This is a genomic window from Streptomyces sp. NRRL B-1140 (assembly GCF_001280065.1).
In the GTDB taxonomy this organism is placed as follows: Bacteria; Actinomycetota; Actinomycetes; order Streptomycetales; family Streptomycetaceae; genus Streptomyces.
Window position 1 is genome coordinate 171,567 of the sequence record NZ_LGEA01000091.1, and the last position, 21,634, is coordinate 193,200.

At 71.6% G+C, this 21,634-nt stretch carries 17 protein-coding genes and 1 tRNA gene; 9 read left to right on the plus strand and 9 right to left on the minus strand.

The window, feature by feature from the left end:
- The first annotated feature begins 5 nt into the window (after positions 1-5).
- From ADK65_RS12705 to ADK65_RS12725, 5 genes are all read left to right on the plus strand, one after another.
- On the plus strand, positions 6-2,102 hold the full coding sequence (locus ADK65_RS12705; protein WP_053670087.1) for a copper resistance CopC/CopD family protein: 2,097 nt from the start codon (positions 6-8) through the stop codon (positions 2,100-2,102).
- 6 nt (positions 2,103-2,108) lie between these two features.
- Positions 2,109-3,407 carry an iron uptake transporter deferrochelatase/peroxidase subunit gene (efeB, locus tag ADK65_RS12710; RefSeq protein ID WP_053670088.1) on the plus strand — a complete coding sequence of 433 codons (1,299 nt, stop codon included), beginning with the start codon at positions 2,109-2,111 and terminating at the stop codon, positions 3,405-3,407.
- Positions 3,408-3,469: 62 nt separating this feature from the next.
- On the plus strand, positions 3,470-4,402 hold the full coding sequence (pheA, locus tag ADK65_RS12715) for a prephenate dehydratase (protein ID WP_053670089.1): 933 nt from the start codon (positions 3,470-3,472) through the stop codon (positions 4,400-4,402).
- Between the two features lie 540 nt (positions 4,403-4,942).
- The gene (gene serS, locus ADK65_RS12720) at positions 4,943-6,220 is read left to right on the plus strand and encodes a serine--tRNA ligase (protein ID WP_053670090.1); all 1,278 of its coding nucleotides are present in this window, start codon (positions 4,943-4,945) and stop codon (positions 6,218-6,220) included.
- Positions 6,217-7,035: an HAD family hydrolase gene (locus ADK65_RS12725; protein ID WP_053670091.1), complete on the plus strand. Its 819-nt coding sequence runs from the start codon at positions 6,217-6,219 to the stop codon at positions 7,033-7,035. Before serS ends, ADK65_RS12725 begins: the two co-directional genes overlap by 4 nt.
- Positions 7,036-7,056: 21 nt before the next feature.
- Here the strand turns inward: ADK65_RS12725 and ADK65_RS12730 are convergent.
- The 6 genes from ADK65_RS12730 to ADK65_RS12755 form a co-directional block, all read right to left on the minus strand.
- A tRNA-Ser gene (locus ADK65_RS12730) sits at positions 7,057-7,143 on the minus strand.
- A 286-nt stretch (positions 7,144-7,429) separates the two neighbouring features.
- Positions 7,430-7,639 carry a hypothetical protein gene (locus ADK65_RS12735; protein WP_053670092.1) on the minus strand — a complete coding sequence of 70 codons (210 nt, stop codon included), beginning with the start codon at positions 7,637-7,639 and terminating at the stop codon, positions 7,430-7,432.
- Positions 7,640-7,740: 101 nt separating this feature from the next.
- Complete coding sequence (locus ADK65_RS12740; RefSeq protein WP_053670093.1) at positions 7,741-8,460, minus strand: ABC transporter permease; 720 nt, start codon at positions 8,458-8,460, stop codon at positions 7,741-7,743.
- Between the two features lie 9 nt (positions 8,461-8,469).
- On the minus strand, positions 8,470-9,381 hold the full coding sequence (locus tag ADK65_RS12745) for an ABC transporter ATP-binding protein (protein WP_053670094.1): 912 nt from the start codon (positions 9,379-9,381) through the stop codon (positions 8,470-8,472).
- Positions 9,378-10,295 carry a hypothetical protein gene (locus ADK65_RS12750; protein ID WP_053670095.1) on the minus strand — a complete coding sequence of 306 codons (918 nt, stop codon included), beginning with the start codon at positions 10,293-10,295 and terminating at the stop codon, positions 9,378-9,380. The genes ADK65_RS12745 and ADK65_RS12750 overlap by 4 nt, the downstream gene beginning before the upstream one ends.
- The gene (locus ADK65_RS12755; protein ID WP_053670096.1) at positions 10,285-11,253 is read right to left on the minus strand and encodes an ABC transporter ATP-binding protein; all 969 of its coding nucleotides are present in this window, start codon (positions 11,251-11,253) and stop codon (positions 10,285-10,287) included. Before ADK65_RS12755 ends, ADK65_RS12750 begins: the two co-directional genes overlap by 11 nt.
- Before the next feature lie 168 nt (positions 11,254-11,421).
- On the opposite strand from ADK65_RS12755, the gene ADK65_RS12760 reads away from it, so the two are divergent.
- The 4 genes from ADK65_RS12760 (at position 11,422) to ADK65_RS12775 (ending at position 15,911) form a co-directional block, all read left to right on the plus strand.
- Positions 11,422-13,179 carry an SDR family oxidoreductase gene (locus ADK65_RS12760; protein ID WP_053670097.1) on the plus strand — a complete coding sequence of 586 codons (1,758 nt, stop codon included), beginning with the start codon at positions 11,422-11,424 and terminating at the stop codon, positions 13,177-13,179.
- Between the two features lie 175 nt (positions 13,180-13,354).
- The gene (locus tag ADK65_RS12765; protein ID WP_053670098.1) at positions 13,355-13,903 is read left to right on the plus strand and encodes an RNA 2'-phosphotransferase; all 549 of its coding nucleotides are present in this window, start codon (positions 13,355-13,357) and stop codon (positions 13,901-13,903) included.
- Between the two features lie 84 nt (positions 13,904-13,987).
- Complete coding sequence (locus ADK65_RS12770) at positions 13,988-14,890, plus strand: LLM class flavin-dependent oxidoreductase (RefSeq protein ID WP_053670099.1); 903 nt, start codon at positions 13,988-13,990, stop codon at positions 14,888-14,890.
- A 151-nt stretch (positions 14,891-15,041) separates the two neighbouring features.
- The gene (locus ADK65_RS12775; RefSeq protein WP_053670100.1) at positions 15,042-15,911 is read left to right on the plus strand and encodes an HAD-IIB family hydrolase; all 870 of its coding nucleotides are present in this window, start codon (positions 15,042-15,044) and stop codon (positions 15,909-15,911) included.
- Positions 15,912-15,931: 20 nt separating this feature from the next.
- Here the strand turns inward: ADK65_RS12775 and ADK65_RS12780 are convergent, their stop codons facing one another.
- From ADK65_RS12780 to cydB, 3 genes are all read right to left on the minus strand, one after another.
- A complete protein-coding gene (locus ADK65_RS12780) occupies positions 15,932-16,999 on the minus strand; it encodes a M23 family metallopeptidase (protein WP_053670101.1) in 1,068 nt (355 codons plus the stop codon).
- A gap of 101 nt (positions 17,000-17,100) precedes the next feature.
- On the minus strand, positions 17,101-20,616 hold the full coding sequence (gene cydD / locus ADK65_RS12785; RefSeq protein ID WP_053670102.1) for a thiol reductant ABC exporter subunit CydD: 3,516 nt from the start codon (positions 20,614-20,616) through the stop codon (positions 17,101-17,103).
- 12 nt (positions 20,617-20,628) lie between these two features.
- The gene (cydB, locus tag ADK65_RS12790; RefSeq protein WP_053670103.1) at positions 20,629-21,633 is read right to left on the minus strand and encodes a cytochrome d ubiquinol oxidase subunit II; all 1,005 of its coding nucleotides are present in this window, start codon (positions 21,631-21,633) and stop codon (positions 20,629-20,631) included.
- Position 21,634: the final 1 nt, after the last annotated feature.

Consider the following 21,634-nt stretch of genomic DNA (forward strand, 5'->3'; position numbering starts at 1 on the left):
CCCCTGTGACGCAGACCATCGCCCCCCGCGTCCGGACACTGGTGCTGCTGCTCCTGGCCGCGGCCTGCGCCCTGCTCGCCGGAGCCGGCCCGGCCTCCGCGCACGCCGCGGTGACCGGCAGCGACCCCGCGCAGGGGGCGGTGGTCGACAAGGCCCCGGCCCGGATCTCGCTCACCTTCTCCGAGCAGGTCGCGCTGTCCGGCGACTCACTGCGCGTGCTCGACCCCGAGGGCAAGCGCGTCGACACGGCCAAGCCGGCCAACGTCAGCGGCACGACGTATGCCGTGCCGCTGCACTCGGGTCTGCCCGACGGCACGTACACCGTGGCCTACCAGGTCGTCTCGGCGGACAGCCATCCCGTCGCCGGCGCCTGGACCTTCTCCATCGGCGCCCCCTCCAAGACCTCCGTATCGGTCTCCGGGCAGTCGACGGACGACGGCGTCGTGGGCTGGCTCTACGGCTTCGGGCGGTACGTGTCCTACGCCGGCTTCATCGTGATGGCCGGCGGCGCCGCCTTCGTGCTCGCCTGCTGGCGGCGCGGTTCGGGGGTGCGGCCGGTGCAGCGGTACGTCGTCTCCGGTTGGGTCGCGCTCACCGCGGCAACCCTCGCGCTGCTGCTGCTGCGCGGCTCTTTCACGGGCTCCGGGAAGATCGCCGACGTCTTCGACCTGTCCCTGCTCGGTCAGGTGCTGCAGACCAAGACCGGCGCGGCCCTGGTCTCCCGGCTGCTGCTGCTCGCCGCGGCGGCCCTGTTCATCGCCGTGCTCTTCGGCGCGTACGACAAGCGGGAAGACGCCCAGGAGAAGCGGGACCTGACCTTCGGGCTCGCGATCGGCGGCGTCGTCGTGGCGGCCGGGCTCGCGGCGAGCTGGGCCATGTCCGAGCACGCCTCCGTCGGCCTGCAGGCGGGCATCGCCATGCCGGTCGACGTGCTCCATCTGCTGGCCGTCGCCGCCTGGCTGGGCGGACTCGGCGCGCTGCTGGTCGCCCTGTACCGCGCGCCCGCCGAGACGCCCGTCGACGCACCGGCCGTACACCGCTTCTCCCAGGTCGCCTTCGGCAGCGTCCTCGCCCTGATCGCGACCGGGACGTACCAGTCCTGGCGCCAGCTCGGCTCCTGGTCGGCCTTCACCGACACCCGTTACGGCCGGCTTCTCCTCGCCAAGATCGCCCTCGTGGTCGTCCTGGTCGGCGTCGCGTGGATCTCGCGCCGGTGGACGGGGCGGCTGGCGCAGACGACGCCGGTGGCCGTGTCCGCGCAACGGGAGAAGGAGCGGGTCGGCGCGCGGGCGGACGGCGCGGAGGGCGAGGGCACGGAGGGCACGGAGGGCACGGGGGACGGCACCGAAGACGTGAAAGCCGCTGTCGTAGGCCACCGGGTGGCCCCCGGCCGGAGCGAGGGTGACGACGAGTCCGGCTCCGGCCTCGGCCCCGGCCCCGGCGAGCAGCCCGAGACCGGGCCCGCAGACACCGAGGCCGCAGACACCGAGCGCGCCGACTCCGAGCCCGCAGACACCGAGCGCGCCGCTCAGCTCGCCCGGCAGCAGGCCGCCCGTGACGCCGCCCTGCGAAAGCGGATGCGGGACGCCGATCCGAACCGCTTCGGGCTGCGCCGCTCCGTGCTGGCCGAGGCGGGCGTCGCGGTCGTGCTGCTCGCCGTCACCACCGTGCTGACGCAGACCGAGCCGGGACGCACCGAGCAGGAGGCCAAGGCGGCCGCCTCGTCCTCGGCGTCCGCCTCCGCCGACCCGGGCGCGTCCGGGGCACTGACGCTGAACATGCCGTTCGACACCGGCGGCGAGGACGGCAAGGGCATCGTCACGATCGACATCGACCCCGCACGCGTCGGCGACAACGAGATGCACGTCTACGTGGAGCGGCCCAACGGCCGGGCCTTCGACATCCCCGAGGTCAAGGTCGAGTTCACCCTGAAAGCCAAGGACATCGGGCCTCTGCCCGTCGTCCCCGACCACCTCGCGACCGGACACTGGTCGGCGAACGGAGTGCAGATCCCCATGGCCGGCGACTGGCAGGTCGACGTGACCGTGCGGACCTCCGACATCGACGAGGTCACCGTCTCCAAGAACGCGCAGATCGGCTGAACGACCATGCCCGACCAGTCCCTTCCGAAGGCCCGTACCCCCGAGGCATCCCCGGGGGAGAGCGAAGCGGCCGCCACCCACGAGGGCATCTCACGGCGGCGGCTGCTCGGTACCGCCGGGGCCACCGGACTCGTCCTCGGCACGGCGGGCGCCGCCGTGGGTTACGCCGCCGCCCCCTCCGAAGCGGCCGCTCCGCTCACCTCCCTGGGCACGGGCCGGAAGATGTTTCACGGGAAACATCAGCCCGGCATCACCGACGGCCTCCAGGCACGCGGCCACCTCGTCGCCTTCGACCTCGCGGCGGGCGCTGGCCGCAAGGAGGCCGCCGCGCTGCTCCGCCGCTGGTCGGAGACGGCCCGGCGGCTGATGGCGGGTGAGCCGAGCGCCCACGGGGACACGGACGTCGCCCGCGACGCCGGACCCTCGTCCCTGACGATCACCTTCGGCTTCGGCCACAGCTTCTTCGCGAGGACCGGCCTGGAGAAGCAGCGTCCGGCCGCCCTGGACCCGCTGCCCGAGTTCTCCTCCGATCACCTCGACAAGAACCGCAGCAACGGCGACCTGTGGGTGCAGATCGGCGCCAACGACGCGCTGGTCGCCTTCCACGCCCTGCGCGCGATCCAGAAGGACGCGGGCCGGGCCGCCAGGGTGCGCTGGCAGATGAACGGCTTCAACCGCTCACCGGGCGCCACCTCCCACCCCATGACGGCCCGCAACCTGATGGGCCAGATCGACGGCACCCGCAACCCCAAGCCGTCCGAGCCCGACTTCGACCGGCGCGTCTTCGTGCCGGAGAAGCCGGAGAACGGCCAACCGGCCTGGATGGCGAACGGCTCCTACGCCGTCGTACGCCGCATCCGCATGCTCCTCGACGACTGGGAGCAGCTCTCCGTCAAGGCGCAGGAGGACGTGATCGGGCGCCGCAAGTCCGACGGGGCCGCCTTGTCCGGCGGCACCGAGACGACGGCGATGGACCTGGAGAAGACGGACGCCAAGGGCAACCTGGTCGTCCCGATCAACGCCCACGCCCGCATCACCCGGCCCGACCAGAACGGCGGCGCGGCGATGCTCCGCCGCCCCTTCTCCTTCCACGACGGCATCGACGCCGACGGAGTGCCCGACGCGGGTCTGCTCTTCATCTGCTGGCAGGCCGATCCCCTGCGCGGCTTCGTGCCGGTGCAGCGCAAGCTCGACCGCGGCGACGCCCTGTCGCAGTTCATCCGGCACGAGTCGAGCGGACTGTTCGCGGTGCCGGGCGGTGCCGCGGAGGGAGAGTACGTGGGGCAGAAGTTGCTCGAGGGGTGAGGGTTCACCCTTGTGTGTGCTTGTGGGGGATAGGGCCTCCGCGGGCCCATTAGGGTGAGGTCATGCCAGCGAGCTACGCGTATCTCGGCCCTGAGGGCACCTTCACCGAAGTCGCCCTGCGCACGCTTCCCGAGGCCGCCACCCGGGAGCTCATCCCGTACGTGTCCGTCCAGTCCGCGCTCGACGCGGTACGCGCCGGCGAGGCCGAGGCCGCGTTCGTGCCGATCGAGAACTCCGTCGAGGGCGGTATCACCACCACCCTCGACGAGCTGGTCGCCGGCGCGCCGCTGATGATCTACCGCGAGGTGCTGCTGTCCATCACCTTCGCCCTGCTGGTCCGCCCGGGCACGAAGCTGTCGGACATCAAGACCGTCTCCGCCCACCCAGCCGCGCAGCCGCAGGTGCGCAACTGGCTGAAGAAGAACCTCCCCGACGCGCACTGGGAGTCCGCCGCCTCGAACGCGGACGCCGCACGACTGGTCCAGGAGGGGCAGTACGACGCCGCCTTCGCGGGAGAGTTCGCCGCCGCCCGCTACGGTCTGGAGGCCCTGGAGACCCAGATCCACGACGCGGAGAACGCCCAGACGCGGTTCGTGCTGGTGGGCCGGCCCGCCCGGCCCGCGGCGCCGACGGGCGCGGACAAGACCTCGATCGTGCTGTGGCAGCGCGACGACCACCCCGGTGGCCTGCGCGACCTGCTGGGCGAGTTCGCCACCCGCGGCATCAACCTCATGCTGCTCCAGTCCCGGCCCACCGGCGCCGGCATCGGCAACTACTGCTTCTGCATCGACGCCGAGGGCCACATCTCCGACCGCCGGGTGGCCGACGCCCTGGCGGGTCTGAAGCGGATCTGCCTTCAGGTGCGCTACCTGGGCTCCTACCCGCGCGCGGACATGCGGCCGGGGGAGGTGCAGCCGCCACGGCTGGGGACGTCCGACGAGGAGTTCGCCGGGGCGGCGGACTGGGTCGCGCGGTGTCAGGACGGGCGTTTCTAGTCCGGCTTCCCGCCCGCTCCGAGCTGCTCACATCGGCTGATTGTCGTTATCCACAGAAGTTATCCACAGGTCCGCTTCTCGACCTGGGGACAAGTCGACAACGAACCGCGCGTCAGTCGACAAATCGCCCTACAAGCCCTTGATGCGCCCATCGCTGGGCAGGTCACCCTTCGTCCACCGTTTCCCCTTGCGTAACCCTTAGAGGTGACCCACTTCCACTCGAAAGTGAGAGTAGAGGGGGTTTGTCTTGGGAATTCCTGGGACGGTCCGACCATTCGGAGTGATCAATTCCGTAGTCCACAGATCTTCCACACAGCCTGTGGATAACTCTGACCCGGATGTGCATCGCTGTGGACAACCGAGGCCCAAGTCCCTTGCCGCCCAAGGGACTAGAGTCAAGCGGACGCCCGTCGAGTGCCACGTTCCAGGGAAAGACGTCTTCTTTATTGACACTGCGCGCATTTCGCTCATAACGGTACGTAAGCCGCCAGCGGAATAGTGAGTCGTGGGCGGTCGTCGCACACCGGTAGCCTTGAGCGCGTGATTGACCTTCGCCTGCTCCGTGAGGACCCCGACCGTGTGCGCGCGTCGCAGCGCGCCCGTGGAGAGGACGTCGCGCTCGTCGACTCCCTCCTGTCTGCCGACGAGCGGCGCAGGTCGTCCGGCGTCCGCTTCGACGAGCTCCGCGCCGAGCAGAAGGCGCTCGGCAAGCTCATCCCCAAGGCGGCCGGCGACGAGAAGGCCGAGCTGCTGAAGAAGGCGGGCCAGCTCGCCGCCGACGTCAAGGCGGCCGACGCGGACCGCGACGCGGCCGCCACCGAGACCCAGGAGCTCCTCCAGCGACTCGGCAACCTCGTGCACCCGGACGTGCCCGTGGGCGGCGAGGAGGACTTCGTCACCCTCGAGACGCACGGCACGATCCGCGACTTCGACGCCGAGGGCTTCGAGCCCAAGGACCACCTGGCGCTCGGCCAGCTCCTCGGCGCCATCGACGTCGAGCGCGGCGCCAAGGTCTCCGGCTCGCGCTTCTACTTCCTGACCGGCGTGGGCGCGCTCCTGGAGCTCGCCCTGGTGAACGCGGCGATGGCGCAGGCCACCGCGGCCGGCTTCACCCCCATGCTGACCCCGGCGCTGGTCCGCCCCCAGTCCATGGCGGGCACCGGCTTCCTCGGCCAGGCCGCACAGGACGTCTACCACCTCGCCGACGACGACCTCTACCTGGTCGGCACGTCCGAGGTGGCGCTCGCGGCGTATCACATGGACGAGATCCTCGACGCCGACCGCCTCCCGCTGCGCTACGCGGGCTTCTCGCCCTGCTTCCGCCGCGAGGCCGGCTCGCACGGCAAGGACACCCGGGGCATCTTCCGCGTGCACCAGTTCGACAAGGTCGAGATGTTCTCCTACGTCGCTCCCGAGGACTCGCAGGCCGAGCACCAGCGCCTGCTGGAGTGGGAGAAGCAGTGGCTGACTTCGCTGGAGCTGCCGTTCCGCGTGATCGACGTGGCGAGCGCGGACCTCGGCTCGTCGGCCTCCCGCAAGTTCGACTGCGAGGCGTGGATCCCGACCCAGGGCAAGTACCGCGAGCTGACCTCGACCTCGGACTGCACCGAGTTCCAGTCCCGCCGCCTGTCGATCCGCGTCCGTGAGGGCAAGCAGGTCCGCCCGCTGGCCACGCTCAACGGCACGCTCTGCGCCGTCCCGCGCACGATCGTGGCGATCCTGGAGAACCACCAGCAGGCCGACGGTTCGGTGCGCGTGCCCGAGGTGCTCCGTCCGTACCTGGGCGGCCGGGAGGTCCTGGAGCCGGTGGCGAAGTGAGCGACACGGCTTCCCCGGACGCCTTCCCGTACCGGCTCGTCGCCACCGATCTCGACGGGACACTGCTGCGCTCCGACGACACGGTGTCGCAGCGCACCCGTGACGCGCTCGCCGCTGCCACCGCGGCGGGCGCCGCGCACATCGTCGTCACCGGCCGCGCGGTCCCGTGGACCCGGCACATCCTCGACGACCTCGGCTACCAGGGCCTGGCCGTCTGCGGCCAGGGCGCCCAGGTCTACGACGCCGGCACGCACCGCCTGCTGACGTCGGTGACGCTGGACCGGCAGCTGGCCGGGGTGGCGCTGGCCAAGATCGAGGCGGAGGTCGGCCCGCTCCACCTGGCGGCGAGCCGCGACGGCCTCGACGGCGAGGTGCTGGTGGGCCCGGGCTACGCGGTCACGGGCAGCCTGCCCGCCACACCCTTCACGGACGCGTCGGACCTGTGGGCCGCGCCTCTGAACAAGTTGTACATCCAGCACCCGACGCTGTCCGACGACGAGCTCTGCGAGGCGGCCACGCGCACCGCCGGCGGTTTCGTCACCGTCACGATGGCGGGCGCGGGCATCGTCGAGCTGCTCCCCCTCGGTCTGTCCAAGGCGACGGGGCTGTCCCTGGCTGCCCGCCGGCTCGGTCTGAAGGCGGCCGACACGATCGCCTTCGGCGACATGCCCAACGACATACCGATGTTCGCCTGGGCCTCCTACGGCGTCGCCATGGCGGACGCCCACGAGGAACTGAAGGCGGTGGCCGACGAGGTGACGTCCTCCCACGACGAGGACGGGATCGCGGTGGTGCTGGAGCGTTTGCTGGGCTGAGTCTTCGTAGCGTGTGCGCGGCGGAGGATGCACGGATCGAACGTGCGCGGGCCTTTCGACCCGACCATGGCTTAGCAAGCCAGTGCCTTACCACTCGGCCAATCCTCCGGGTGGGCGGCCTCACGCGAATGTGCGGTTCGCGTGCTCGAAGCGGCCGCCCCGGGCAGCTCCCCGTGCGGGGCGGGTTCAACGGAGCGGTAGCGACTACTCCGGATCCCGCCGCGGGCTGCCCTGAAGGGAGCTGGACGTACTGCCGTGCATGGACATCGCCCCGCTCCTCTCCCAGACCGTGGCGCCGGGCTCCTCGCCCGGCCGTGACGACACCCACTGTGCCCGCCGGGTGAAGGGGGCCGCCACCGATTAAATCGGCGGTCGATCCGTGGTGGTGCTCCGGTTACTTCCTGCGCCGTCTGCGCCGCCGGGACTTGCTGAAGAACCAGCCCGCGGGCGGCTCGTCGGAGCGCCAGGGCTGCGGCTCCGGTTGCTCGCGCCGCCACTTGGCGGCGAGCATCCGGGCCCGGGCGGACGGCTCGGAGGTCTCGGCGGAGCGTATGAAGTCCTCATCCAGTACGACGTCCTCGAAGTCGTCCTTCTCGCTCGCCATTCCCGTCCTCCCAGCCGTCCAACTCCCGTTGTGCTTCCCCTACATCCCGTCGGCCCAGTGTGCCCCGGCGGAGATGAAGCCACCGTCAGGGCGGGGGCACGTCACTCCTCGCCCGCGAGCGTCAGGGAGCGCAGTTTCTGCCCGGCGTACCAGGTGGCCAGCACCGTGACGGCGACGAGCAGCACCGTCGCCGTGGTCAGGCCCACGTCCGAGGAGACCAGGTCGCCGCCGGACACCTTCTGGGCCACCGCGAGCGACCACTGCTGGACGCTCAGGGTGCGCGCGCCCGGCACCAGGGAGCCGAACAGGGCCTCCCAGACCAGCGCGTAGACGAGGCCGAACACCACCGCGTGCCGGGAGACCGTGCCCAGCAGCAGGAACAGGGCCGCGTAGGCGATGGACGCGACCAGCGCGGCCACCGTGTAGGCGACGGCGACCTGCTGGCCGTTGCCGTTCAGGATGAAGCCGGCGATGAGCGTCGGCACGGCCGAGAACACCATCGTCACGGCGATCGCGACGATCAGCTTGGTGAAGATGATCGTCGGTCGCTTGATCGGCTTGGACAGCAGGTACACCACCGAGCCGTCGTCGATCTCCGGGCCGATCGCGCCGGTCCCGGCGATGACGCCGATGATCGGCACCATCGTGGCGAGTGCGAGGCCGCCCAGCAGGTCGGACGCCGTCTGGTCGTCCGCGCCTGCCAGGGCGCGCACCGCCACGGCGATCACGATCAGCAGCATCGGCAGGGCACCGAGGATGAGGGCCCGGCGGCGGCCGAGCAGGGCCCGGTAGGTGAGCCGGGCGACTGTGGGGTCGTACATCAGGGCCTCCTACGCCGCGACGAGGTACGAGAAGACGGACTCGAGGGACTCGTCGGACGGCGAGACCGTGAGCAGCCGGATGCCGTGGTCCCTGGCCACCCGCGGGAGCAGGGCCGTGAAGCGGCCGAAGTCGACGGCCTGGATGCGCAGCGCGCCCTCGGCGAGGTCGACCTCGATGCCGGCGGTCGACGGGTCGGCGATGAGCGCGGCCGCGAGGGCGCGGTCGTCGCTGGAGCGCACCAGGTAGCGGTGCGGCCGGTCGGTCATCAGGCGGCGGATCTTGCGGAAGTCGCCGCTGGCGGCGTGCCGGCCGGCGACGACGACCTCGATGTGCCAGGCGAGCTGCTCGACCTCTTCGAGGATGTGGGACGAGAACAGCACCGTGCGGCCCTCGTCGCCCATGCGGCGCAACAGGTCCATCAGCTGCATGCGCTGGCGCGGGTCCATGCCGTTGAACGGCTCGTCCAGCAGGAGCAGCGAGGGGTCGTGGACCAGGGCGGAGGCCATCTTCACGCGCTGGCGCATGCCCTTGGAGTACGTCTGGATCTTGCGGTCCTGGGCGTACTCCATCTCCACGGTGGCGAGCGCCTTCTGGGCCGCCTTGGCGCCGAGGCCGTGCAGCTCGGCGTTGGCCAGGACGAACTCCTTGCCGGTGAGGAAGTCGTACATCGCCTCGCGCTCGGGCACGACGCCGATGTGCTGGTAGATCTGCTCGTTGCGCCACACGGCCTGGCCGTCGAGGGTGACGGTGCCGGTGGAGGGGGCCAGGAAGCCGCCCATCATGTTGATGAGGGTGGACTTCCCGGCGCCGTTGGGGCCGAGCAGGCCGGTGACCCCGGGGCCGATGGTCATGGTGATGTCGTTGACGGCGACCACGTTGCCGAACCAGCGGGAGACGTGGTCGATGTTGAGCGTGGTCACAGTCCCACCTTCTTGTAGCGGCGCATCAGGAGGCCGTAGCTCGCCGCGATCAGGCCCAGGGCGACGACGACGTAGACGACGCCCTCGGCGGTGCTCGGGGCGATCCCGCCGGGGGAGGCGGACGTCGCGCCCAGGAACGCGGACTGCACGCCGTCGACGAGCGTGATCGGCGAGAACAGCCCGATCCACGGCACGGCGTCGCCGCTGCCCTGGGCGTCGGCGATGGCCTGGAGGGTGGAGACCGCGCCGTAGGTGATGGTCAGCACGGCGATCACGGCCGCGATGCCGAAGCCGCGGCGCGGGGTGAAGGACGCGATGACCAGGCCGATGCCGGCGAACAGCAGTGAGAGCAGTGCCACGGAGACGAGTCCCTGAGCGAATCCCTTGGTCTGGTCGGCGAAGTCGAGCTTGGCCAGCAGCGCGCCCACGTAGAGTACGAGCAGGGGTGCCGCGGTGAGGATGAACAGCGCCGAGGCCAGTGCCGCGAACTTGGCGCGGACGTAGTCGGCGGTCTCGATGGGCCGCGAGAAGTACAGCGGCACGGTCTTGAAGCGCAGGTCCCGCGAGACGGACTGGGGTGCCTGCGAGGCGACGTACAGGCTGATGACCGCCTGCATGACGATGGCGTTGCGCGTGTAGTCCAGCGGGAGGGCGTTGGCCTTGGTGGCGACCGCCACGGCGACGACGATGGCCGCGGGCACGCACATCACCACGAACAGCAGCATCGGCAGCACCTTGGACTTGACCGAGCGGCCGAGGCCGTAGGAGCCGCGCAGGGACTGCGAGTACAGGGAGCGGCGGGCGTAGGCGCGGCCGAGGCGCGGGCCGTCGTAGTTGCGGTAGCCGATGTTGTGGATGCGGGTCTGGTCACCCGGTGCCGGGGCGGGGTTCCCCGTGGAGTGCTCAACCGCCATGGCCGACCGCCTCCTTCCGCTGCTCGCGCTCGTCGCTGCTGGTGAAGACCTCGGAGATATGGTGCCGGCGCTGCTCCATGCGCACCAGGCCGAGACCGAGGTCCGCGATCACGTCGCGGACCAGGTCGTACGTCTCCTCGCCCTGCGCCGTGAGCAGCAGGACGTGGCCGGCGCCCGGCAGGCCGCTGCCGTCCTCGACGCTCACGCCGCGCGCGTGCAGCGCCTCGCGGACCGCCCGGGTGCCGTCCGGGTGCTCGTCGGTGTCGGTGACCTCGATCGCGAGGGTCGTGGTGGTCTGCGTGAAGTCGGTGGTGGAGCTGGAGCGCAGGAGCTTGCCGCCGTCCACGACGACGACGTGGTCGCAGGTGCGCTCCAGCTCGCCCAGCAGGTGGGAGGTGACCAGGACAGAGATGCCGAAGTCGGTGTGGATCCGGCGGATCAGGCCGAGCATCTCGTCGCGGCCGACGGGGTCGAGGCCGTTGGTCGGCTCGTCCAGGAAGACCAGCTGCGGGTCGTGGACGAGGGCCTGGGCGAGCTTGACGCGCTGTTTCATGCCCGTGGAGTAGCCGCCGATGGGACGGTAGCGCTCCTCGTACAGGCCGACGTGGCGCAGGGTGTCGGCCGTGCGCTCGCGCGCGGCGGTGGGCGGCAGGCCGGACATGCGCGCCATGTGGACGACGAACTCGGTGGCCGAGACGTCCGGCGGCAGGCAGTCGTGCTCGGGCATGTAGCCGACCCGCTCGCGGATGGCGGCGCCCTTGGTGGCGACGTCGAGACCGAGCACTTCGGCGCGGCCCTCGGTGGCGGGGGACAGACCCAGCAGGATCTTGATCAGTGTGGACTTGCCGGCTCCGTTGGCTCCGACGAGTCCGGTCACACCGGGCCCGACGTCCACGGAGAGCCGGTCAAGCGCGGTCACCCGGGGGAACCGCTTGCTCAGGCTTTCGGTCGCGATCACAGTCACCCTCCGAAGGTAGGTGCCGCGCGCGTGGCGGGCATCACTCCGCAGAGCTGTCTTCGGGTCAACCCTGAGTATTACGGGCCCCTAGGGGAGCTGGTTCTTCAGGGTTACCACGGCCTCGAACCCTCTATTGACGAACTCTCTAACAACTGCCAGATTCACCGGATGACGTTGCGGACGGGCGCGCGGGAGCGCAGGGTACGGACCGGCGAAGTCGACTTGTGCGTGGCCGAGATGGGTGATCCGGGGCGGCCGACGGTGGTCCTGGTGCACGGCTACCCCGACAGCAAGGAGGTGTGGTCCGAGGTCGCCGGGCGGCTCGCCGGACGCTTCCACGTGGTGGCGTACGACGTCCGCGGCCACGGCCGGTCGACGGCGCCGCGGCCGCTGCGGGGCGGGTTCACGCTGGAGAAGCTGACGGACGACTTCCTGGCCGTCGCGGACGCGGTGAGCCCGGGCCGGCCGGTGCACCTGGTCGGACACGACTGGGGCTCGGTGCAGGCCTGGGAGTTCACCACCGTGCAGCGCACCAGGGGCCGCATCGCCTCGTTCACCTCGATGTCCGGGCCGTCCCTCGACCACTTCGGCCACTGGATCGACCGGCGCCTGAAGCGGCCCACCCCGCGCCGGATCGGCCAGTTGCTCGGGCAGGGCGCCCGGTCCTGGTACGTCTACCTGCTGCACACGCCCCTGCTGCCCGAGATGGCCTGGCGCGGCCCGCTCGGCAAGCGCTGGCCGCGGATGCTGGAGCGCGCCGAGAAGGTGCCCCGGGGCGACTACCCCACCGCCTCCCTGTCGTCGGACGCGGCCCACGGGACCTGGCTGTACCGGGACAACGTCCGGCCCCGGCTGCGGACGCCCCGCCCGGACGCGCATGCCCACGCGCCCGTGCAGATCATCACGCCTCTGCAGGACCGGTTCCTCTCGGAGCGGCTCCACGACGAGCTGGAGCAGTGGGTTCCGCAGGTGACCCGCAGGACGATCCGGGCGGGGCACTGGATCCCGCGGACCAGCCCCGACCGACTGGCCGCCTGGATCGAGGAGTTCGTGACGTCCGTCGAGAGCGGGAGGCACCCGGTGGCGGCCACCGGCGAGCACGCCCAGCGGTTCGGCGGGCAGCTCGTGCTGGTCACCGGGGCGGGCAGCGGTATCGGGCGGGCGACCGCGCTCGCGTTCGCCGAGGCCGGCGCGCGCGTCGTGGCCGCCGACCGGAACGCGGAGGCGGCGGGTCGTACCGCCGAGTCCTGCCGTCTGCTGGGCGCCCCCGGGGCCTGGGCCGAAACGGTCGACGTCTCCGACGAGCAGGCCATGGAGAAGTTCGCCGACCGGGTCACCACCGAGTACGGGGTGCCGGACGTCCTCGTGAACAACGCCGGGATCGGACTGTCCGGTTCCTTCTTCGACACCACTGCGGAGGACTGGAAGAAGGTCCTCGACGTCAATCTGTGGGGTGTCATCCACGGGTGCCGGCTCTTCGGCCGTCGGATGGCCGAGCGCGGGCAGGGCGGCCACATCGTCAACGTGGCCTCGGCCGCGGCGTACCAGCCGTCCCGGGCGCTGCCCGCGTACAGCACCTCCAAGGCGGCCGTGCTGATGCTCAGCGAGTGCCTGCGGGCGGAGCTGGCCGGGCGGGGGATCGGCGTGACGGCGGTCTGCCCCGGCATCGTGAACACGGCCATCACGTCGACGGCGCACTTCGCCGGGGTCGACGCCCTGGAGGAGAAGCGGCTGCGGAAGCGCGCCGCCCGCCTGTACGGCCTGCGGAACTATCCGCCGGAGAAGGTCGCCCGTGCCATCCTGCGGGCGGTCACGCGCAATGAGGCGGTGATGCCGGTGACGCCGGAGGCGTGGGGTGCGCGATGGCTGTCACGGTGGGCGCCGGGGGCACTGCTGGGCCTCGCGCGACTGAAGCCGCCGGTATGAGGCCGAGGCCCCTGAGATCGACGGCCTGAGCCTGAGAGCCCCAAACTCCCTGCGGTGGGGGCCAGTTGTCCACAGAACCGCCGATTCCCCTGTGGATAACCATACTTGGCTGTGGATCAAACCTTGGTGCCGAAACTCGATCGCGTGATTCACGTCTCTCCCGCACTCTGGTGGGATGGACGAAAGACGCACCGTGAAGGTGTCGAAGTACCTGTCGAAGCATCTGCGCCACCAGCCGGAACGCATCGGGCTCAGCCTCGACGAGGCCGGCTGGGTGGAGATCGACACCTTGATCGCCGCGGCCGCCGCCCACGGTTTCCGGTTCACCCGCGACGAACTGGACCATGTCGTCGCCACCAACGACAAGCGGCGCTTCGCCGTCGAGGGCACCCGCATCCGCGCCAGCCAGGGCCACAGCGTGGAAGTCGATCTCGGGCTCGCGCCGGCCACCCCGCCCGCGCACCTCTATCACGGCACTGTCGCCCGCAGTCTGGATGCGATCCGGGCCGAGGGACTCCGTCCGATGAACCGGCATGCCGTGCACCTCTCACCCGACCGGGAGACGGCGACCCGGGTCGGATCCCGCCGGGGGCAGCCGGTCGTGCTCGAAGTGGACGCCGCGGCCATGCACGCCGACGGCCACATCTTCCACGTCAGCGCCAACGGGGTGTGGCTCACCCAGGCCGTACCGCCGCGCTACCTGCGCTTGCCCGGACCGCACTGACCTGATCGGTGTGACCGGACACTCAGAGTGACTGGTTTCACGTGAAACACGGGTGACCCACCGGCCTCCCTTAGGCTCGGTGTCATGAGTCCGCGTCTGAGCACCGTGATCCTGCCGTACCGCCGCTGGCACGAAGGCGGCCGCGCGGCCTGGACGCGCGCCGAGCAGATCGGTTTCCACACGGCGTACACCTACGACCACCTGTCATGGCGCACCTTCCGCGACGGTCCGTGGTTCGGCGCCGTGCCGACGCTCACGGCCGCGGCGAGCGTCACCGACCGGCTGCGGCTGGGCACGCTGGTGACCTCGCCGAATTTCCGGCACCCTGTGACGCTCGCCAAGGAGCTCATCTCCCTCGACGACATCTCCGGCGGGCGGGTCACGCTGGGCATAGGCGCAGGCGGCTCCGGCTTCGACGCCACCGCGCTCGGCCAGGAGCCGTGGACCCCGCGCGAGCGCGCAGACCGCTTCGCCGAGTTCGTCCCACTGCTCGACCGCCTGCTCTGCGAGGACGCCGTCTCGTACGAGGGCGACTTCTACTCCGCCCACGAGGCGCGGAACATTCCCGGCTGTGTGCAGCGCCCCAGGCTGCCGTTCGCCGTGGCGGCGACCGGTCCACGCGGGATGCGCCTCGCCGCCCGTTTCGGGCAGGCGTGGGTGACCACCGGCGACCCCAAGCTCTACGAGAACGGCACGCCCGAGCAGTCGGTCCAGGCCCTTCGCGGGCAGGCGGAGAGGCTCGACGACATCTGCGCCGAGGTCGGCCGGGACATGACCGATCTCGATCGGGTGCTGCTCACCGGTTTCACGCCGGACCGTGTCGCCCCGCTCCAGTCCCTGGACGCGTTCGTGGACTTCGCCGGACGGCATGGGGAACTGGGCTTCACGGAGATCGTGATCCACTGGCCGATCCCCGACTCCCCCTTCGCCGCGGACGAGAAGGTCTTCGAGCAGATCGCGATGGAGGCGCCGGCGCAGCTGCGCTGAGGCGGAGGGACACACGAGGGCCGCTGCCGACGGCGCCTGCTCAGGGCCCGTGGGGAGCGGCTGCACGTGAGGGGCTCCTGGTGGGAGCGTTGTCCACTCACCTGTGCGGATCCCCGCACGCCCGTGCGGGCATGTGCGGGACAATGGCCGGGTGACCTCAGCGACCCGACAGCCCGAGACCGCGGCCGAGACCCTCCCGCCGCGACTGATCGCCACCGACCTCGACGGCACTCTGCTGCGCGACGACAAGTCGGTGTCCCCGCGTACCGTCGCCGCTCTGGCCGCCGCCGAGGAGGCGGGCATCGAGGTCTTCTTCGTCACGGGCCGCCCGGCCCGCTGGATGGACGTCGTCAGTGACCATGTGCACGGTCACGGCCTGGCGATCTGCGGAAACGGCGCCGCCGTGGTCGACCTGCACGGCGGCCCCGGTGCCCACCGGTTCGTGAAGGTACGGGAACTGGCCCGGGAGAACGCACTGGACGCCGTACGGCTGCTGCGCGAAGCGGCACCGGGCACGGTGTACGCGGTGGAGCAGACCTACGGCTTCTACCAGGAGCCGGCGTACCCGAAGCTGCACATGGAGACACCGGACAGCCTCGCCCCGGCCGAGGAGTTGCTGGGCCCGGACCACCGGGCCGCCGCCGAGCCGGTGCTGAAGATCCTCGCCTACCACCCCGACATCGACCCCGACGCCTTCCTGACCCTGGCCCGCCTCGCCATCGGCGACCGCGCCGGTGTGACCCGCTCCAGCCCCAGCGCCCTCCTCGAGATCAGTGGCCCGGGCGTGTCGAAGGCCAGCACCCTCGCCCTGTCCTGCGCCGAGCGCGGCATCTCGCACGAGCAGGTCGTCGCCTTCGGCGACATGCCGAACGACGTGGAGATGCTGACCTGGGCGGGCCGCTCGTACGCGATGGGCAACGCGCACCCCGACGTCATCGCCGCCGCCTCGGGCCGGACGGTGGCGAACAACGAGGACGGGGTGGCGGTCGTGATCGAGCAACTGCTGGCGGAACTGGCATAGCCCGGCGGAGCCGGGGCGTCTCAGAGGGACACCCCACGCGCCGCCAGCCACGAGACCGGGTCCACCGACGAGCCCGACTCCGCGGTGACCCGGGCCTCGAAGTGCAGGTGCGGCCCGGTGGAGTTGCCCGTGGTGCCCGACTGGCCGATCCACTGCCCGGGCCTGACGTGCTCCCCCGGGTCGACCGCGAGCGAAGCGAGATGGGCGTACTGCGTGTAGTAGCCGTTCGCGTGCTCGAGCACGACCTCCATGCCGAAGGCGCCGCCGCAGGACACCCGCACCACCCGGCCCGCACCCACGGCCCGCACGGGCGTGCCGATCGGCACCGCGAAGTCCTGCCCGGTGTGCCGGTTCGACCACCGCTGACCGCCGCTGCCGTAGGACGCGGACAGCTCGTACGTCTCGACCGGCGCGACCCAGTCGTCCTCGGTGAACCCCGTCTCCGGCTGGTCGAGCCGGACGGCTCCGCTGCACGCCCCGGCGGCGGCCGCGGCGTCCGCCTGACCCTGGAGCTGTGAGCGCGCCGACTCCAGCTTCTGTTCGATGTCCGCCTTCAGTCCGGCGAGTTGGGTCTTGCGCCGCTCCAGGGCCTGCCACCGGTCCGCGGCCCTGGCCTCGTCCGCCGCCAGCCGCGCCTCGGCCCGCCGGTTCCTGGAGATCGCGTTGTTCACGGCGAGATCGGCCTGCGAGAAGGCGTGCTGACCTCGCATCAGGCTGTCGGGGCTGTCGGCGAGGATCATGTGCGCGGCCACCGGCAGGCCACCATTGCTGCGGTACTGGGCCCGGGCGATCCGGCCGAGGTCCTCGTGCAGTGCGGCGATGTGCCGCCGCTGCGCGTCCAGGAGTTCCTCCGCCCGCTGGACCTCGGCCCGCTGTTCCTCGGCCTCCCGGCGGCCGGCCTCGTACTGCTGTGTCGCCACCGCGGCCTCCTCGTACAGCCGCGCCACCTCGGCGCTGAGGCTGGTGTCCCCTCCCGTACCCGTGCCGCTACCAGGTTCCCCGGGCGCTGCCGTCGGCCGGGCGGCGAGCACGGTCAGCGCACACAGCAGGACCGGAACCAGCAGCCGAAGGCGGCGATATGAGCGCATGTCAGCGATCGTCGCCCAGCAGCGCGGGCCCGGTCCTGTTCAGGTCCTGCGGCTGGGGGACCGGCTGCGCCGAACGGCCCAGTGCACACCGTTCACGGCCGCTACCGCGCTCCCACCAGCGACTGCGCGGCCGCTTCCCGCTCCGCCATCTCCCGCAGCGGGCCCTCCACCGCCAGCAGCTCCGCGTACCGGCCGCGCTGCACGACCCGCCCCCGGTCCAGCACGATCACCTCGTCGACTCCGTCGAGGCCCGCCAGCCGGTGCGTGATGAGCAACGTGGTCCGCCCCTCGGTGACGGCCAGCAGATCGGCGGTGAGCGCGTCGGCCGTCGCCAGGTCCAGGTGCTCGGCGGGCTCGTCCAGCACCAGGACGGGGAAGTCGGCGAGAAGCGCCCGGGCCAGCGCGAGTCGTTGCCGCTGGCCTCCCGACAGCCGCGCCCCGTGCTCGCCGACGAGGGTGTCCAGACCGTCGGGCAGGCCGTCCGCCCACTCCAGCAGCCGGGCGCGGCCCAGCGCGGCGCGCAGCTGCTCCTCGGTGGCGTCCTTCCTGGCCAGCAGCAGGTTCTCGCGCAGCGAGCTGTCGAAGAGATGCGCGTCCTGCGCGCACAGCCCGACGAGCCCTCGTACGGCGTCGCCCCGCAACCCGGACGCGTCCACGCCCGCGAGGGTGTACGAGCCGGCCTCCGCGTCGAGGAACCGCAGCAGCACCTGCGCCAGCGTGGTCTTGCCGGAGCCGGAGGGGCCGACCACGGCGATCCTGCGCCCCTCGTCGAGGGTCAGGTCGAGCCCGTCGAGCGCCACCCTGTCCTGGCCGGCGTGCCGGGCGGTCAGCCCCCGGACGACGACCGGGAACGGTGACGCGGGTGCCTGGCGGGGCCGCTCCGGCTCCCCCACGGGCTCCGGGGCGTCGAGCACCTCGTACACCCGCGCCGCGCTGCGGCGCACGCGCTGCCGGTACCGCACCGCGAGCGGCAACCCGAGCACGGCCTCGAAGGCGGCGAGCGGAGTCAGGACGACGACGGCCATGGCCACGCCGTCGAGCCGCCCGGCGGCGACCGCCTGCGCGCCGGCCAGCGCCGCGGCCGTGACGGTCAGCCCGGAGATCAGCGCGGTGAGGCCGTCGCCCAGCGCGGTGGCGGTGGCCGCCCGCGCGGCGATCCGGGTCAGCGCCCGGTCGGCCTCGCGCGTCTGGGTGATCCGCGCGGGCAGCGCACCGGCGACGGTCAGTTCCGCGGTTCCGGTGAGCAGATCGGCCACCCGCGTCGCGAGTGCCCCACGGGCGGGTGCCAGCCGGTGTTCGGCCCTGCGGGCCACCGCGCCGGTGATCAGGGGTACACCGACCCCCGCCGCCAGGAGTCCGGCCGCCAGCACCGCCCCGGCCTCGGGCAGCAGCCACGCGGTGAAGCCGACCGACGCGGCGGACACGACCAGGGCGGCCCCGGCCGGCAGCAGCCACCGCAGCCAGTAGTCCTGCAGTGTGTCCACGTCCGCGACCAGCCGGGAGAGCAGATCGCCCCGGCGGGCCCGGCGCAGTCCGGCCGGTGCCAGCCGCTCCAGCCTGCGGAACACCGCGACCCGGGTGTCCGCCAGCATCCGCAGCACGGCGTCGTGCGACACCAGCCGCTCGGCGTAGCGGAAAACGGCCCGCCCGATTCCGAACGCCCTGGTCGCGGTGACGGCCATCATCAGATACAGCACGGGCGGCTGCTGCGAGGCCCGCGAGATCAGCCACCCCGAGGTGGCCATGAGTCCCACGGCACTCCCCAGGGCCAGGCTCCCGAGCAGCAGCGCGAGTCCCAGCCGCCCGCGCCGGGCACCGGACATCGCGCGGACGCGCGTGAGGACACCGCCCTGAGCCGTCCCTCCGACGGACTCATCCCGAGCGGGCTGCTCGATCTCCACGAACGCGGTGCCGGTCGCCGGGGCCGCGGCGGACGTCACAGGCAGGGCAGCGGTGGTCGCGGGCTCCGCCGGCCGCGCCGCCCGGTCCCTGCTCTCCAGCCGCACCACGCGGTCCGCGACGTCCAGCAGCGCCGGCCGGTGCACCACGAGCAGCACCGTCCGGCCGGTCGTGAGCCGCCGCACCGCCGCGACGACCTCGGCTTCGGTGGCCCCGTCCAACGCCGCCGTCGGCTCGTCGAGCAACAGCACGGGCCGGTCGGCGAGGAACGCGCGGGCCAGTGCGAGCCGCTGCCGTTGCCCGGCGGACAGCCCGGCGCCGTCCTCTCCGAGCACGGTCTGCACGCCCTCGGGCAGCGCGTCGACGAACTCCAGCGCCCCGGCGTCCCGCAGCGCCCGCCGTACGGAGTCGTCGTCGGCACCGGGCCGCGCCAGCCGTACGTTCTCGGCGATCGTCCCCGCGTACAGATGCGGCCGCTGCGGCACCCACGCGATCCGGGAGCGCCACTGCTCCAGGTCGGCATCGACGAGGTCGACACCTCCGACCCGCACCTGGCCCTCGGCCGGTCGCACGAACCCCAGCAGGACGCTCAGCAGGGTCGACTTACCGGCGCCGCTCGGTCCCACGAGCGCGACCGTCTCCCCCGGCTCGACACCGAAGCTCACGTCGGCAACGGCGTCCGCCGACCGCCCCGGGTAGCGGACGGTCACGCCCTCGAACGACAGCGCACCCTCCGGCACGGCCTCGGAGCCGGACGCCGGCCGGGGCGTCTGAAGGACCTCGAAGATCTCCTCGGCGGCGGCGAGCCCCTCCGCCGCCGCGTGGTACTGCGCCCCGACCTGCCGCAACGGCAGATACGCCTCGGGCGCGAGGATCAGGATCACCAGACCGATGTACAGATCCATCTCGCCGTGCACCAGCCGCATGCCGATCGTCACCGCGACCAGTGCCACCGAGATCGTCGCAAGCAGTTCCAGGGCGAACGAGGAGATGAAGGCGATCCGCAGCGTCCGCATGGTCGCCCGGCGGTACTCGCCGGTGATGCGGCGGATCGACTCGGCTTGCGCCTTGGCCCGTCCGAAGACCTTCAGCGTCGGAAGGCCCGCGACGACGTCCAGGAAGTGCCCGGACAGCCGCGACAGCAACCGCCACTGACGGTCCATCCGGGACTGGGTGGCCCAGCCGATCAGCACCATGAAGACCGGGATGAGCGGCAGGGTGCCCACGATGATGGCCGCGGAGACCCAGTCCTCGGTGACGATCCGCGCCAGCACCGCCACCGGCACGACCACCGCGAGACCCAGCTGCGGCAGATACCGCGAGAAGTAGTCGTCGAGGGCGTCGACGCCCCGGGTCGCCAGGGCGACCAGCGAGCCGGTCCGCTGACCGGCCAGCCAGCCCGGACCCAGTTCGACGGCGCGCTCCAGCAACCGTCCCCGCAACTCGGACTTCACGGCCGCACTGGCCCGGTGCGCGGCGAGTTCGGTGAGCCAGCCGACCAGCGCCCGGCCGACCGCGACACCGGCCGACAGCACCAGAGGAGTGGTCAGTTCGGACACCGCCATGCGGTGCTGGAACGCGCCGACCACCACCTCGGCGATGAGCATCGCCTGTGCGATGACCAAGCCCGCGCCCACCGCCCCCAGGGCGACGACCGCCACCAGGAAGACACGGGTGGCGCGGGCGTACCGGAGCAGACGCGGATCGATCGGTTTCACGTGAAACACACCTCAGTGCACGGTCTCGGCGATGTGCTGCGTACCGATCCGCTTGCGGAACACCCAGTACGTCCAGCCCTGGTAGAGCAGGACGACCGGGGTGGCGATCCCGGCACACCAGGTCATGATCTTCAGTGTGTACGGGCTGGACGAGGCGTTGGTGACCGTGAGGCTCCAGTCCGGGTTCAGCGTCGACGGCATGACGTTCGGGAAGAGCGTCAGGAACAGCATCGCCACCGTGGCCACGATGGTGAGCCCCGACAGCGCGAACGCCCATCCCTCACGCCCGGCCCGTGCCGCGACCAGGGCCACGAGGAGCGAGGCCACGGCCACGACCATCGCCATGAGCGACGACCCGTCTCCCCGGTCGGACTGCGTCCACAGCAGGAAGGCGAGCGCCAGCAGAGCGGTCACCGCTCCGACGCGCAGCGCCAGCTTCCGCGCCCGCTCCCGGATCTCCCCGACTGTCTTGAGCCCGACGAACACCGTTCCGTGGAAGGTGAACAGCGACAGCGTGACCAGGCCACCGAGCAGCGCGTACGGGTTGAGGAGGTCCAGGACGCCGCCGGCGTAGTTGAAGTCCTGGTCGATCTTGACGCCCCGAACGATGTTGCCGAAGGCGACGCCCCACAGGAACGCGGGCAGCAGCGAAGCCCAGAAGATCGCCGTCTCCCAGTTGCGCTGCCAGTTCTCCTCGGGCCGCTTCACGCGGTACTCGAAGGCCACACCCCGGACGATCAGGCAGACCAGGATGAGCAGCAGGGGCAGGTAGAAGCCGGAGAAGAGCGTGGCGTACCACTCGGGGAAGGCGGCGAAGGTCGCGCCGGCCGCCGAGAGCAGCCACACCTCGTTGCCGTCCCAGACAGGGCCGATGGTGTTGATCAGCACCCGCTTCTCGGGCCGGTTACGGGCGAGGAGCTTCGTGAGCACCCCGACCCCGAAGTCGAAGCCCTCCAGGAAGAAGTAGCCGGTCCACAGGACGGCGATCAGGACGAACCAGACGTCGTGCAGTTCCATG

What these genes read in the sequence shown, in the direction of transcription:
- ADK65_RS12765 (WP_053670098.1), top strand. Translation starts at nt 13,355, where the DNA reads ATGGACGAAAGACGCACCGTGAAGGTGTCGAAGTACCTGTCGAAGCAT.
- ADK65_RS12760 (WP_053670097.1), top strand. Translation starts at nt 11,422, where the DNA reads ATGACGTTGCGGACGGGCGCGCGGGAGCGCAGGGTACGGACCGGCGAA.
- cydB (WP_053670103.1), bottom strand. Translation starts at nt 21,633, where the DNA reads ATGGAACTGCACGACGTCTGGTTCGTCCTGATCGCCGTCCTGTGGACC.
- efeB (WP_053670088.1), top strand. Translation starts at nt 2,109, where the DNA reads ATGCCCGACCAGTCCCTTCCGAAGGCCCGTACCCCCGAGGCATCCCCG.
- pheA (WP_053670089.1), top strand. Translation starts at nt 3,470, where the DNA reads ATGCCAGCGAGCTACGCGTATCTCGGCCCTGAGGGCACCTTCACCGAA.
- ADK65_RS12735 (WP_053670092.1), bottom strand. Translation starts at nt 7,639, where the DNA reads ATGGCGAGCGAGAAGGACGACTTCGAGGACGTCGTACTGGATGAGGAC.
- ADK65_RS12740 (WP_053670093.1), bottom strand. Translation starts at nt 8,460, where the DNA reads ATGTACGACCCCACAGTCGCCCGGCTCACCTACCGGGCCCTGCTCGGC.
- ADK65_RS12750 (WP_053670095.1), bottom strand. Translation starts at nt 10,295, where the DNA reads ATGGCGGTTGAGCACTCCACGGGGAACCCCGCCCCGGCACCGGGTGAC.
- ADK65_RS12780 (WP_053670101.1), bottom strand. Translation starts at nt 16,999, where the DNA reads ATGCGCTCATATCGCCGCCTTCGGCTGCTGGTTCCGGTCCTGCTGTGT.
- ADK65_RS12770 (WP_053670099.1), top strand. Translation starts at nt 13,988, where the DNA reads ATGAGTCCGCGTCTGAGCACCGTGATCCTGCCGTACCGCCGCTGGCAC.